At 74.8% G+C, this 12,414-nt stretch carries 11 protein-coding genes; 6 read left to right on the top strand and 5 right to left on the bottom strand.

Annotated features, from left to right (window positions below; genetic code table 11):
- Nucleotides 1-389 precede the first annotated feature (389 nt).
- On the top strand, nucleotides 390-998 hold the full coding sequence (locus ACFZA0_RS03535; RefSeq protein WP_391010531.1) for a helix-turn-helix domain-containing protein: 609 nt from the start codon (nucleotides 390-392) through the stop codon (nucleotides 996-998).
- Nucleotides 999-1,303: 305 nt separating this feature from the next.
- Here the strand turns inward: ACFZA0_RS03535 and ACFZA0_RS03530 are convergent, their stop codons facing one another.
- Entirely contained in the window at nucleotides 1,304-2,623 is a 1,320-nt protein-coding gene (locus tag ACFZA0_RS03530; protein ID WP_391010528.1) for an alpha-amylase family glycosyl hydrolase, read from the bottom strand.
- A 184-nt stretch (nucleotides 2,624-2,807) separates the two neighbouring features.
- Nucleotides 2,808-3,377, bottom strand: a complete 570-nt coding sequence (locus ACFZA0_RS03525) for a MarR family transcriptional regulator (protein ID WP_391010525.1) — start codon at nucleotides 3,375-3,377, stop codon at nucleotides 2,808-2,810.
- A gap of 129 nt (nucleotides 3,378-3,506) precedes the next feature.
- Here ACFZA0_RS03525 and ACFZA0_RS03520 point away from each other — a divergent pair, with 129 nt between their 5' ends.
- From ACFZA0_RS03520 to ACFZA0_RS03505, 4 genes are all read left to right on the top strand, one after another.
- A complete protein-coding gene (locus tag ACFZA0_RS03520; RefSeq protein ID WP_391010522.1) occupies nucleotides 3,507-5,147 on the top strand; it encodes an FUSC family protein in 1,641 nt (546 codons plus the stop codon).
- 164 nt (nucleotides 5,148-5,311) lie between these two features.
- Nucleotides 5,312-6,820 (top strand): HEAT repeat domain-containing protein, encoded by a 1,509-nt coding sequence (locus ACFZA0_RS03515; protein ID WP_391010519.1) that lies wholly within the window; start codon nucleotides 5,312-5,314, stop codon nucleotides 6,818-6,820.
- A 135-nt stretch (nucleotides 6,821-6,955) separates the two neighbouring features.
- Nucleotides 6,956-7,879 (top strand): zinc metalloprotease HtpX, encoded by a 924-nt coding sequence (htpX, locus tag ACFZA0_RS03510; protein WP_391010516.1) that lies wholly within the window; start codon nucleotides 6,956-6,958, stop codon nucleotides 7,877-7,879.
- A 2-nt stretch (nucleotides 7,880-7,881) separates the two neighbouring features.
- Entirely contained in the window at nucleotides 7,882-8,487 is a 606-nt protein-coding gene (locus tag ACFZA0_RS03505; protein WP_391010513.1) for a hypothetical protein, read from the top strand.
- Between the two features lie 42 nt (nucleotides 8,488-8,529).
- On the opposite strand, the gene ACFZA0_RS03500 is transcribed toward ACFZA0_RS03505, so the two are convergent.
- The 3 genes from ACFZA0_RS03500 to ACFZA0_RS03490 all read right to left on the bottom strand — a co-directional run bounded on the left by ACFZA0_RS03500 (nucleotide 8,530) and on the right by ACFZA0_RS03490 (nucleotide 11,323).
- Nucleotides 8,530-8,847: a hypothetical protein gene (locus ACFZA0_RS03500; protein WP_391010510.1), complete on the bottom strand. Its 318-nt coding sequence runs from the start codon at nucleotides 8,845-8,847 to the stop codon at nucleotides 8,530-8,532.
- A gap of 599 nt (nucleotides 8,848-9,446) precedes the next feature.
- Entirely contained in the window at nucleotides 9,447-10,787 is a 1,341-nt protein-coding gene (locus tag ACFZA0_RS03495; RefSeq protein ID WP_391010507.1) for a DUF2252 family protein, read from the bottom strand.
- A gap of 227 nt (nucleotides 10,788-11,014) precedes the next feature.
- A complete protein-coding gene (locus tag ACFZA0_RS03490; RefSeq protein ID WP_391010504.1) occupies nucleotides 11,015-11,323 on the bottom strand; it encodes a hypothetical protein in 309 nt (102 codons plus the stop codon).
- Between the two features lie 246 nt (nucleotides 11,324-11,569).
- Here ACFZA0_RS03490 and ACFZA0_RS03485 point away from each other — a divergent pair, with 246 nt between their 5' ends.
- A complete protein-coding gene (locus ACFZA0_RS03485; protein WP_391010502.1) occupies nucleotides 11,570-12,115 on the top strand; it encodes a hypothetical protein in 546 nt (181 codons plus the stop codon).
- Nucleotides 12,116-12,414 lie beyond the last annotated feature (299 nt).

Here is a 12,414-nt window from a genome sequence, read left to right as displayed (position 1 = left end):
CGACCATGCCAACAGAGCGCGGAATGCCATCGCAAGGCGTTCTCGGCGCGGGGCGCCGGACAGTTCCTCGGGCACCGTGGAGTCGACGCGGTAAAACACCCTGTCGGCACGGAGAATTCGTTCCTCCGCTTCCCGGACGGAATGAAACCGGTACGCGCCGCGAAGATCGGCCCAAGAGGCCGGTCGGGTAAAGCTGTGTAAAGTCTTCTTGACCCTTCATCTGCCCTGTCCATAAGGTTGATTCGATCGCACCCATTCCGGTTCCGATTCGATTCGTGCGGGCCGTGGAATCCGCCGCCTCCGGTACGCGGATGATTTCCGGGTGCGCCGTTCCTCCGGTCTTTGAAAAGCGCCGCACGTCCAGGGTTTCGCCATCCAGGGGAGCAGTGGTGGTTCGCAGCAGAGGACCGGTCCCGCAGTCCGCCGGCTACGACGAACTGGCGCAGTGGCTGCGCGCGCTGCGCCGTCGGGCGGGGCTGACCTACCGGCAGATGGCCGATCTCACGGAGCACGACAGGGTCGCCGCGCCGGGCTGTTCGGCCGTGACGCTGTGCCGCGCCGACAGCGGTACGGTCCTGCCGCGCCGGTCGGTCGTCGAGGCGTACGCCCAGGTCTGCGGGGCGACGCGGCGCGAGGCGCGGCTGCACTGGGAGCGTGCGGCGCAGCGGGCCGAGGGCGCGGGTGCCGGCCGGGAGACCGCGGCGGCGCGGACCGGGCGCAGGCTCGAATTCGTCTATCACCCGGCGCACCTGCTGGAGGCGATGCACCGGGTGCGGCTCGCGGCGGGCCAGCCGTCGTTGCGCGAAATGCAGCGGCGGGCCCGGGATCTCGGTGCGGGGCCGCTGCCGCGCAGTACCGTCGCCGATGTCCTGGCCGGTCTGCGGATGCCCTCGGAGGAACTTCTGATCGCCTATCTGCGCGCCTGCGGACAACAGGAGCAAAATCTCGCCCCGTGGCGGCAGGCATGGGCCCGCGCACTGGATTCCGACGCGGCGTGAGGGCGGCTGCCGGATGATCTCCCGAGGGTCGGTGGAAGAAGGCGGACCGGCCGTCGCCGGGCGTTCTCCGGGATGATCCGGAATTCCTCGGCACGGCATTCGTGAATCCTGTGAGTATTTCCAGGAACGAACACCGGATGGCGCACGGAAAATACGGCCGATATTCCGAACGGCCGATATTCGGCCGGATTCGGCCGGCCGCGGGGGATGTATCGCGGCCGGCGCATGGCCGGTTCTGTCCGCGGCGGCGCGGCGGACGGTGCCGGGCGGGCGCCGGCCGCGTCGGACGGGCCCGCCCGGCCGGGTCAGGCCGGGGCGCTCACGGAGGTCGCCACCGACCAGCCGAACGGGGGCAGGGCCACCGAACCGGTCACCGGGTCGACCGCGGTGTCGCCCGCCGCGTGCGTCCAGGGCGCCGCGGGAACGCCGACGGTGGTGTGGCCGGCGCCGAAGTTGAGGGCGACGGCGACGGACGCGCCGCCCTCCGGGTCCACGAGCGTGTAGGTGAGCGCCGCGTTGCCCAGGCTGTGGACGGTGGTCCGGGCCCGGACCAGCCAGGGGTGGCGGCGGCGGACACCGATCAGGGTCTGGTGCAGCCGTTGCAGCGGCAGCCCGTCGTCGCCGAGGCCCGCGGGGCCGCCGGGCGGGAACGCGGGCCGTACCGCGTCGTCGCCGCCGACGCGTTCCTCCTTGACGCCGAGCAGCCCGCGCTCGTCGCCCGCGTACACGGACGGGATGCCGCCGAGGGTGAACAACAGGGCCAGCGCGTGCGGGAGATGGCGCGAATCGTCCAGGCGGCTGGCGATGCGGGTGACGTCGTGGTTGCCCACGAAGGTCTGCGGGGCGAAGGTGTCGAGCAGCGCGTTGTGGCGCTTGAGGGCCCAGGCCAGTTCGTGCGGGTTGGCGTCGTTGAGGGAGCTCCAGACCGCCTTCCACAGCTCGTACTGGGTGACGGTGTCCAGACCCCCCTCGGTGACGTACGCGGCGTAGTCGCCGTGGATCACCTCACCGCTGAACCAGGCGCCGGGGTGGCGGGCGCGGACCCGGTCGGTGACGGCGCGCCAGAAGGGGCGCGGCACGGCGTACGCGGCGTCCAGGCGCCAGCCGGCCACCCCGCGGTCCAGCCAGTGGCCGAGGACGGCGGCGACGTGGTCGGCGACGGCCGGTGCGGCGTGGTTGAGGGCGACGAGGTGGCGGTGGCCCTCGAAGGTGCGGAAGTCGTCGCCCTCCGGGACGAACCAGTCGGCGTACGGGGAGGCCTGCCCGTCGCGCAGGACGTCCGCGAACGGGCCGAAGGAGCGGCCCACGTGGTTGAAGACGCCGTCGAGCTGGACGCGGACACCGCGCGCGGCGGCCCGTTCCACCAGGTCGACGAGGTCGTCCTCGGTACCGAGGCGCGGGTCGATCCGGAAGTGGTCGACGGTGTCGTAACCGTGCGTCTCGGACGCGAACACCGGGCCGAGCGCGAGGCCGTTGCAGCCCAGCGCGACCAGGTGGTCCAGCCAGTCCGCGAGGGCGGGGAGCCGGTGGTGGGGCGGGACGTCCGCGGGCAGGGCGGCGCGCTCGGCGCCGAGGAAGCCCAGCGGGTAGACGTGCCACCAGATGGCGTGGTCGGACCAGGGCACGGCAGCCTCCGTCGGCGAGGGGGTCGGGGCGTGCGGTCGGGTGGGGCGAACCGGTCGAACCGGCTGAACTGGGCGAAAGGGTCTGGCTGGTTGAACTGGTCGAACCGTTCTGGCGGGTCTGGCTGGTTGCTCTTGTCGGCGTGCTCTGCCCGGTCGGCCTTGCCGGTCCGGTCGGACCGGTCGCCTACCGGCCGAACTGCCGTGCCGTGTCGGGTGCTTGACCGTTCCGCGCGGCCGTCGTGCCGTCCGGATCCGTCGACGCGCCGTCCGGCGTGGGCAGTTCGGCCGCCGAGTCGGCGAGGCGGTTGAGGAGACCGGCGGCGAGAAGCAGGATCTGCCGCTCGGTCTCGGTGAGTTCGGACAGGGCGACGTCGAGCCACGCGTCGCGCCGCGCCATGTCCCGGGCGAGGGTCTCGCGTCCCGCCTCGGTCACCTCCAGCACCCGCTGGCGCCCGTCGTGGCCGTCCCGGGTGCGGCTGATCAGGCCGTCCCGCTGCAGCTCGGCGAAGACGCGGGTCAGGGACTGCGGCTGCTGGTGGTCGGCGGCGGCGAGGGCGCCCGCGGACATCGGGCCGTTGCGCCGTAGGTGACCGAGCACGCTGCTCTTGTTGAGGCTGAGCCCGTCCGCGGGGCGCTCGGCACTGAGCCTGCGGGCGAGCCGGACGACGCCCTGCCGGATCTCGGCCGAGGCCCGGGGCTCGGGCCGCGCCCCGGGGGCGGTGGACGCGTCGCGCCCTGGTTGGTCTGTCGTCACGACGCTAAGATATCACTTACTAAATCCCGTCGACCGATCTTCTCGGCCGATCTTCCGGAAGCCCGTCGCATGCGGCTCCGGCCATCATCCTGCCAGGCTCTGCCCGGCTGAAACCGGCGGTGGTATTACGTGCTGCTTAACTTCTCGCTGTCGCTGCGCCGCGCCCTGCACTTCGACCGGGGATGGTTCCACCTGCGCGCGACCGCGGTGTCGACGGCCACGGTGCTCGGCACGTACGGCTGGTCGCTGCTGGTCGAGCGGGAGGCCGGCCTGCACGTCGACAGCGTCGTGCAGGCGGTGGTGATCGCCTCCTCGCTCGGCCGGGTGCAGCGCGCCTTCGACCGCACCGACCGGTTGATCGCCTGCGTCGTACTGCCCTGCGCGGCGGCGGGCGGCACGGAACTGTCGACGCTGATCCAGCACCACCCCGACCCGGGCGACGCGCTGTTCACGCTCGGCGTGGCCGGTTCGCTGTGGGTGCGGAGGTTCGGCACGCGGGCCGTGCGGGCGGGCACACTCGTCGTCCTGCCGCTGGTGGCGGTCCTGGTGGTGCCCGGCGGGATCGCCCCGGCGGGCGGCCACGAACGCACCGGCTGGGCGGCGGTGACCGCCCTGTTCGCGCTCGCCTGGGGCTCGGCGGTGACATGGGCCGCGTGCCGCGCCGGTGTGGTGCGCCGTCCGCCGTCCGTGACGGTCGCGGCGATGCCCGGGACCAACCGGCCCGGGATCGCGGCGAGCACCCGCATGGCGTGCCAGGCGGCGACCGCGCTCGCGGCGGCCTTCGCCGTGGGCCGCGCCCTGTGGCCGGACCACTGGCCCTGGGTGGTGCTCACGGCGTTCCTGGTGGCCAGCGGGGCCCGCAGCCGCGGGGACGTGCTGGTCAAGGGGGTGTGGCGCACGGTGGGCGCGTCCGCGGGCACGGTGGTCGCGGGGGTGGTGGCGGGCTCGTTCGGACCGCGTTCGGACACCGTGGTGGTCGTCATCTTCGCGGTGCTGGCCGTCGCGACGTGGCTGCGCGAGCTGAGCTACGCGTACTGGGCCGGCTGCGTCACGGCGGTCCTGTCGCTGCTCTACGACTGGTTCGGGCAGAGCTCCGGGAGCCTGTTGCACACGCGGCTGGCCGGGATCGCGGTGGGCGCCGTGCTCGGCATCTCGGCCTCCTGGCTGGTGCTGCCCGTGCGCACCTCGGCGACGGTCCGCTCGCGCACGGCGGCGGCCCTGGCCGGCCTCGGCGAACTGCTGACGGCCGACGGCCACGACGTCCGCGCGGTGCGCACGGCACGGGCCCGCTTCGCCCACCGGGTGGACCAACTCACGCTGGCGGCGGCGCCGTTGAAGGTACTGGAGCAGGTGCCCGCGCCCCGGCGGGTCGCCGCGCTGTGGCGGCGCCCGCTGGAGGGGCTGCTCCCACCGGCGGCGCTCCGGCGGTGCGCGGCCCCGGCGGACGCGCTCGCGTCCGCGACACTGCGGGCGCCCGACGCGCTCGCCGCCGACGCCGCGACCGTCCGGCATCGCTCCGACGTGGCCACCCACGCGCTCGCCGTCCGCCGCGCGATCGGCCGCCGCCCGGCACCGGAACCCGCCCCGGAACAACCGCCGTTGACTCCCGCGGAGGGCCCGCACCCGGCGGAGACCGTGACCGTACGCGCGGCCCTCGACGCGATCGACGCGCAACTCGACGTGCTGACCGAGCTGTTCGGCACCCCGCCGAACGCACCTGCCGGACCCGCGGCGGACACGACCTCCCCGACCGCCGAGGCAGCACGGTAACTCCCCTTGCGCCACCGGACTTTCCCGCCCGACACGGCCGAGGGCCGCGCGCCGCGGCCCCCGTCCCCGCCCCCGCCTCCGCCCCGGGAAATCCCGCGCGGCCCCGCCCCGCTCGCGCCTACGATCACGCCGGGGCGGGGCGGGGCCGATCGGGGGGCGGGACGATGGATGACGGCACGGACGAGGGCGACGACACCGTGGGGCGGCTGCTGCGCGGCGCGGCGCTCGGTGATGCCGTGCCCGCCGACGTCCCGGACGCCTGGTCGTTGTTCGACCGGTCGGTGCGCGAGACGCCCCGGTACGGCCACGGGTGGCGTGCGGCGACGGACGGGACGGTGCCCGAGCACCCCCTCGCGGGCCTCCCCCGCGCGGTCCGGGAGGGCGCGCCCCTGACCACGTCCGAACTGGCGCTCGCGCTCTGCCACCCCGACGGGCGGACCAGGCGGGCGGCCCTGCGCCGCGCGGGCGACCGCCCCGAGCTGCTCCCGCTGACGGTCCTGCGCTGCGCCGACTGGGCCGGACCCGTACGGGACACCGCGCGGGACGTGCTCGAAGGCGCCCTCGACCCGGACCGCGCCGCCGCGCTGCTGCCGCTGGTCCTGCGCGTGGGCCGCCGGCAGCAGGGCGCCTTCGCCGTCGCCCTCGTCCGTGAGGTGCTGCGTGCCGCCGCCCCGGAGCGGACCGCCGCGCTGCTCGCGTCCCCCGACCGGGACGTGCGCGTGTTCGCCTGCCGGCTGGCGGTCGAGGAGGGCTTCCTGTCCCCCGTGGAACTGGCCCGAGCGGCGTTCCGCGCTCCCGACCCGGTCGTGCAGGACCTGTGCGCCTCCGCCGCGCTGGCGTCCCTGGCAGGCGGCGGCACCGGCGCGGAGGACGCGGAGGACATGGACGCCGTGCTGGCGCCCCTCCTCGCCGCGCGCGGTCCGCGGGCCCGGTCCGCCGGGGTCACCGGGCTGCGGCGCGCGGGGCGGCCCGAGCGGGCGGTGCCCTTCCTCGCCGACCGGTCCGCGCTCGTGCGCGCGTGCGCCCGGTACGTCGTGCGCGGGGCCGGAGGTGCCGGGGCGCCCGCGGCCGACCCGGTCGCCTGGTACCGGGACCGCTGCGCGGCGGCCGACGACCCGACGCTGCCGCCGGGTGCCGTCGCCGGGCTCGGCGAGTGCGGCGACCGGACCGACGCCGCGCTCCTGCGCGCGCTGCTGGCCCACCCGGCCCCCGGCGTACGGGCCCGCGCGGTCGGCGCCCTGCGCGCGCTGGACGCAACGGACGTACGGGAGCTGTGGGAACTGCTCGACGACCCCGCGCCCGGGGTCGTCCGCGAGGCGACCGTCGCGCTGCTGCCCGACGCGGGGCGGCTGCCGGTGGACGAGCTGTCGGCGCGGCTGGCCCCCGGGCGCCCCCGGCACGTACGGAGCTCGGCGTTCCGGCTGCTCGCCGCGCGCGGCGGGGTCGCCGCGCTGCGAGCCGCGGGCGCGCTGCTCGACGATCCGGACGAACGCCTGCGGCGGCGGGCGGGACAGCTCACGCAGAGCTGGCGGCCGTCCGCCGCCGAGCCGCTCGGCGACGCCGAGGTGGGCGAGCTGCTGCTGCGCGGGCGGCACCTCTTCAGCTCGTACGTGCTGCGCCGCCGCCTGCGGGAGGCCGGGCTCCCGGACGCCGTGCCGCCCGGGGACGGCTGAGGCGGCGACCGCCGGGACGGGCGGGGCCCGTGCCCCGCTCTTTGCTGCCCCTAGGCCGGATCGGGACCGCTTCATGGGCCGCCCCAGGTGCACACTGGATGCCGGGACGAGTGCGTGAACTGCGGGGTGATGCAGATGCAGAGTCGCTTCCGGAGCGACCGGCGGCTGACCGTGCGCATGGGGGTCACGCTGTTCCTGCTCGGGTTGCTGTACGTGGCGTTCGTCGCCGCGCTGATCGTGCTGCTGAAGTCGTGGGTGCTGGTGGTGGTGCTCGCCGCCGCGCTGCTCGGCGCGCAGTACTGGTTCTCCGACCGGATCGCGCTGTACGCGATGCACGGGCGGACCGTGGAGCGCGAGGAGTATCCCGAGCTGCACGGGGTCGTCGACCGGCTGTGCGCGGTCGCGGACATGCCGAAACCGGTCGTCGCGGTGTCGGACCTGGACATGCCGAACGCGTTCGCGACCGGCCGCAACGCGGACCACGCCGTCGTCTGCGTCACCACGGGACTGCTGCGCCGCCTCGAACCCGCCGAGCTGGAGGGCGTCCTCGCGCACGAGCTGTCCCACGTGGCGCACAAGGACGTCGCGGTGATCACGGTCGCGTCGTTCCTCGGCGTGATCGCGGGCCTGATCGTGCGGTTCGCGTTCTACTCGCAACTCTTCGGCGGGCGGGGCCGCAAGGACCAGAACACGCTCGCCGTGTTCGCCGCCGTCATGGCCGTGTCGGCCGCCGTGTACGCGATCAGCTTCCTGCTGATCCGGGCGCTGTCCCGCTACCGGGAGCTGGCCGCCGACCGGGCGGCGGCGCTGCTGACCGGGCGGCCCTCGGCGCTGGCCTCCGCGCTCGCCAAGGTCTCGGGCGAGATCGCCCGCATCCCGACCAGGGACCTGCGGACCGCGCAGGCGTTCAACGCCTTCTACTTCACGCCGGCGCTCGGTGCCGAGCCCGGTCTCTCCCGCTACTTCTCCACCCATCCGAGCCTGGAGCAGCGGCTCGAACAGCTCGGCCGGATCTCCGTCGAGCTGGGCGAGGCCGCCACGCCCGGAAGGGCGGAGTGAGGATGGGGTTCCTGGACATCCTGCTGGGCCGGACGAAGGCGGTCGCTCCCGACCTGGACCGCCTCTTCGCGCTGCCGTCCGCCGCGGTGACGCTGGAGGCGGCGGCCGGGTTCCGGCCCACCGGCCGGGGCGCGGTGTCCTTCGCGACGGTGGAGGGCGCGGCCTTCGAGCAGACCCACCGCGAGGTGCAGGCGCTCTTGGACGCCGACGCCGAGCGGGACGGTCCGCCGGTCGAACTGCGCCAGGACTCCTACGGGTACTCGTGGCTCGTCTCGCAGCGCGAGCCCGACCAGTTGCCGCAGCTCGTCAACGACCTGCACGCGGTGAACAGTTCGATGGAGGTCAACGGCTTCGGACCTCAACTCCTGTGCTCCCTGGCCGGGTTCGAGGACGACAAGGGGCGCTCGCTCGCCCTGGTCTACCTGTACAAGCGGGGCACCTTCTACCCTTTCGCGCCCCTCTCCGGCACCGGCGCGGGCGGCACCGACACCGGACAGCGGCGGGACAACGCGCTGGAACTCCAGGTGAGGGCCGCCCTGGGCGACGACCTGCGGATCGAGCAGGACCTGAGCAGGTGGTTCCCGGTCTGGGGCGCGCCGGGGCTGTGAACGCCGGTGGCGGGCGGGGCGCGAAGCCCCGCCCGCCGTGCGTCACTTGCTCTTCTCGCGCTCCTGACGGCGCGACTCCAGCGGACGCTCGCGGCGGTAGCGGCGCTCCCACTTCGCCTGCCGGTCCCGGCGGTCGCGGTAGGCCCGGTACGAGCCGGGGGCCGACCCCGCCGGCCCGCCGCCCGCGGCTCCGCCCGGCGGCGCGGACGGCGACGAGGACGAGCCGGACGACGAGCCCGACGCGTGCCGCCCGTACTGGAGGTACAGGAAGAGCACGGCGACTGCGGCGAGCCACCAGAGGTGGTTTCCGAATCCCATGACGACCAGGACCAGGGTCCCGGCCACGACGATGGTGCCCATTGCGGGTCTCCGTGTGCGGTGAGTGACTGAGCGGCTGTGCGGAACTGCGGCCCGGCGGTGGGGCGCGCGGGGACGCGGTGCCCGGTCGCGGGAGACCGGGCGGACTGGTACTCGGCGGGGGTCCCGGGTCCGGGGAGTCCCGCCCCTGAGCGGCTGAGCAGTGCGGACCGTCCGGAAGTCCGGAGATCCGGGGCTTCCGTCCGTGGGTGGACCGAGAGTAGACCCGGGCCCGCGACTTGTCGCCCACCCCGCGCGAACCGGTGGTGGGCGGCTCCGTTACGCGTGTCCAGCGTAGGGACGCGGTGACCGTGCGTGCATCCTCTTTTCCGGGGAGGTACGGCCGGATCCGGTCCCCGCCCGCCGCGTGCGCGCGCCGGGCACCGACCGCCGCGCGGGAGTGAACACGCGTACGGGCGGGCCGAGTTCGCGGCGCACGGTCGCCGGGGCGTCGCCCCCGGCCTCTCCGGGCACGGCGAAAGCAGCGGTGGCCTGCGGGAGTTGAGCGTGGCGGCCGGACGGCGGCCGGTCACGCGGTACTCGCGCCGCAGGAGAGGGTGTTGGCCGGGGCGGGTCCCAACAGGGCTGCGGCATAGCGCCGTTCAGACCCCGGGGGCCGCCGTGATCACTCCCGCCGCTATCGCCGCGCCCAGGCTCGCGTGGTCGGCCGCGGTCTGGTCGGCGTAGCGGACCGCGAAGTCGGCGACCGCGCGGTCGAACGTGTCGGCGCCGCCCAGGTAGGCCGCTATCGCGGTGCGGTCGCCGGTGCGGGCGTGCGCGCGGGCCAGGGCCGAGCCGCACAGCCGTGCGTACCGCAGCAGTTCCGGCGGGTCCATGACGCCGACGTCGACGCCGCCCTTCGTGTCGCGCAACTGCCGCCAGTAGTAGGCCCGTCCCTGCGGTCCGGTGGTCCAGCCCAGGAAGATGTCGCCGGCCGCCTGGAGCAGCCGCTGCCCGGTGACCACGCGCTGTCCGGGATGGACGTAGGGGCCGCTCGGCAGATGTTCCTCGACGGCGGACCTGCGGGCCTCCTTGAGCTGGAGGAACAGCGGGTCGTCGGCGTCCCGGCCGGCCAGCAGCACGACGAAGCAGCGGGTGCCGACGCCGCCGATGCCGACGGTCTTGCGGGCGGCGTCGACGAAGCGGTAGCGGTCGAGCAGGACGCGGCGCTCATCGGTGAGCGTGGAGCGGTAGTCGCTGAAGACCTTGCGCAGGGTGGCGGTGTCGGCGGCGCCCGCCGGTTCGAGCAGCGGCGGGTCGTTGACGATGCGGCGGCGCCCCTCGACCGTCTCGCTGAGCCGGTCGAGGGGCTGGAGCGCGGTGCGCCGCCGGGCGCGCGTGAGGCTGCACGCGGCGGCCCGGCGGCGCCGGGCGGCGCGGACCAGGGGCAGCAGCCGGTCGGCGTCGATCCGGGCGTACCAGACGGCGAGCTCGCCCTGCCCGGCGAGGCGGCGCACGGCGGTGCGGTAGGACCGCACCGCGCCGAGTGCCGCGAGGCGGGCCCGGCCGTCGTCGTGGCCGTTCTCGCGGGCGGCGACGACGATGCTCGCGGCGAGCCGTTTGACGTCCCACTCGAAGGGGCCCGGCCAGGTCTCGTCGTAGTCGACCAGGTCGAACAGCAGGGCCCGTTCGGGCGTCCCGAACAGGCCGAAGTTGAGCAGGTGCGCGTCGCCGCACAGTTGCACGGTCAGTCCGGTGTGGGGCACGGCGGCGAGGTCGCCCGCCATGACGGCGGCGGAGCCGCACAGGAAGGACAGCGGCGAGGAGACCATGCGTCCGTAGCGGACCGGGAGCAGTTCCGGCAGCCGGTCCCTGCTCTGCTGTTCGAGGACGGCGACGGGGTCGGCGCGGTCGACCGGCGGGAGCCAGCCGGCGTGCGCGGAGCGCGGGACGCGCCTGCGGGCGGCCTTGCCCCGCCGGCCGCGCTCCTCGGGCGTGGTCATGGCCCCGTGGGCGCGGTCGTCGCGGGGGTGCCCGGCGCGGGCCGCCGTGTGCCGTTCCGCTCCATCGCACCTCCCGCGGGCTTCGTGGGACGGGCGGTGCGGTCCGTGCCGCCCCGGCCCACCGTCTTCCGTACGAGTGAAGTCCGGGGGCGGGGGCCGCGCATACCGGGTCCGGCAAACGGGTGACGGACCCGGCGTGCGCGGGCCGCCGGGCGGCGGCCGAGGTGTCAGCGGGCGTAGCGCATCAGTGCCCGCACCATGTGGCAGGTCGTGGCGGACGGCGGGTGGACGCCGATCAGCTCGGCGGTGCGGTGGATGGTCTCGTCGCGGGCCTGACGGGGCAGGTAGACGCCCGAGTCCAGCAGGGCGATCGCCAGGCGCATGGCCTTCAGGCGCCGGTTGTGGGTGACGTACCAGTCGCGCGGCCTGCCCGGCGGCAGCGGTCGCTTCTCGACGGGCGCGTACGGCAGGTCGAGCTGCACGGGGCGCCGGGCGGTCGACTGGGTGGGCAACGGCTTGAGTGCGGCAGCGGGCACGGGCATCCTCCTGTCGCGGTCGGGGCACGTCCCGGAACCTCCGGCATACCCTCGAACACTACGTACAGTCTACCGTCGGCCACTGACATCCGGGGAGGGCACAGGGGTCGTCAAATGACCAGGTGGGAACGGGAATTGACGCCAGTCGCCGCATGCTCCGAGAGGGACTGGTGAGGCGCGAAAAAATCGAACAAGGGGAACGGCGAAGACCTCGCCGGGCCCCCGCACGCAACGTGGAGGGGAACGATGTCGGGGGAACTCCTCGCCCTGGCCGGTGTGCTCGTCGGCGCGGGCGCGTCCTACGTGGGCTCGGCGCTGACCGAACGCAGGCGCTGGGACCGCCAGTTGGCGACCCGGTGGGACGAACGCCGGCTGGAGGCGTACCTCCGCTTCGCCGACGCCGTCAAGAAGTTCACGTCGGTGGCCGGCCGGCTCGCCGCCGGACGGGGTCTCACCGGGCTGCCCCAGCCGCTCGAACCCGGGCCGGGGCTGGGCCTGTTGGCCGATGCCGAACAGGAGCGCGGCCACGCCTTCGAGGCGGTCCTGCTGATGGGCGACGCGGAGACGATCTCGGCGGCGCGGGCACTCCAGCGCCAGGCGTGGGTCCTGGAGCAGTTCGTCCGCGACCTCCGGCCGGGCACGCCGCAGGACTGGCTGCGGGAGTTCCACCTGTTCCAGGAGAGGCGGGACGAGTACTACCTGGCGGCCCGCGGCAGCCTCGGCGTCCGCAGCACGTTCCGCAGGCGCTCGCAGGACCCGCCCACGAGCGGCCCGGCACCGCGCCTCCCGTGAGGCCGGGCGGACACCGCGCGGGCCGGTCCTGCCCAGCTCCGGGCCTTTCACTCCCATCGCATACGGCCCGCCCCTCCCCCGTGCCGCCGGTCCCGCGGCCGGGCGGTCGGTGCCGCCACCGGGCGCTGGCCGCGTTCTCCGCGTCACACCAGGTGCAGGTAACACGTGGTTCACACCCGGGCAATGATCGGGAAACCGCCTGTTGACAGGCTGCCGGGCAGGAAAGTGCGGTGCCTCAGTGCCGCAGCACCGCACCACCCGCACATGCGCCTAGAGACCCACCCCGAAGGATGTGGCCC

Source organism: Streptomyces sp. NPDC008150 (genome assembly GCF_042956945.1).
In the GTDB taxonomy this organism is placed as follows: domain Bacteria; phylum Actinomycetota; class Actinomycetes; order Streptomycetales; family Streptomycetaceae; genus Streptomyces.
This window is presented reverse-complemented; position numbering and strand designations above follow the sequence as displayed.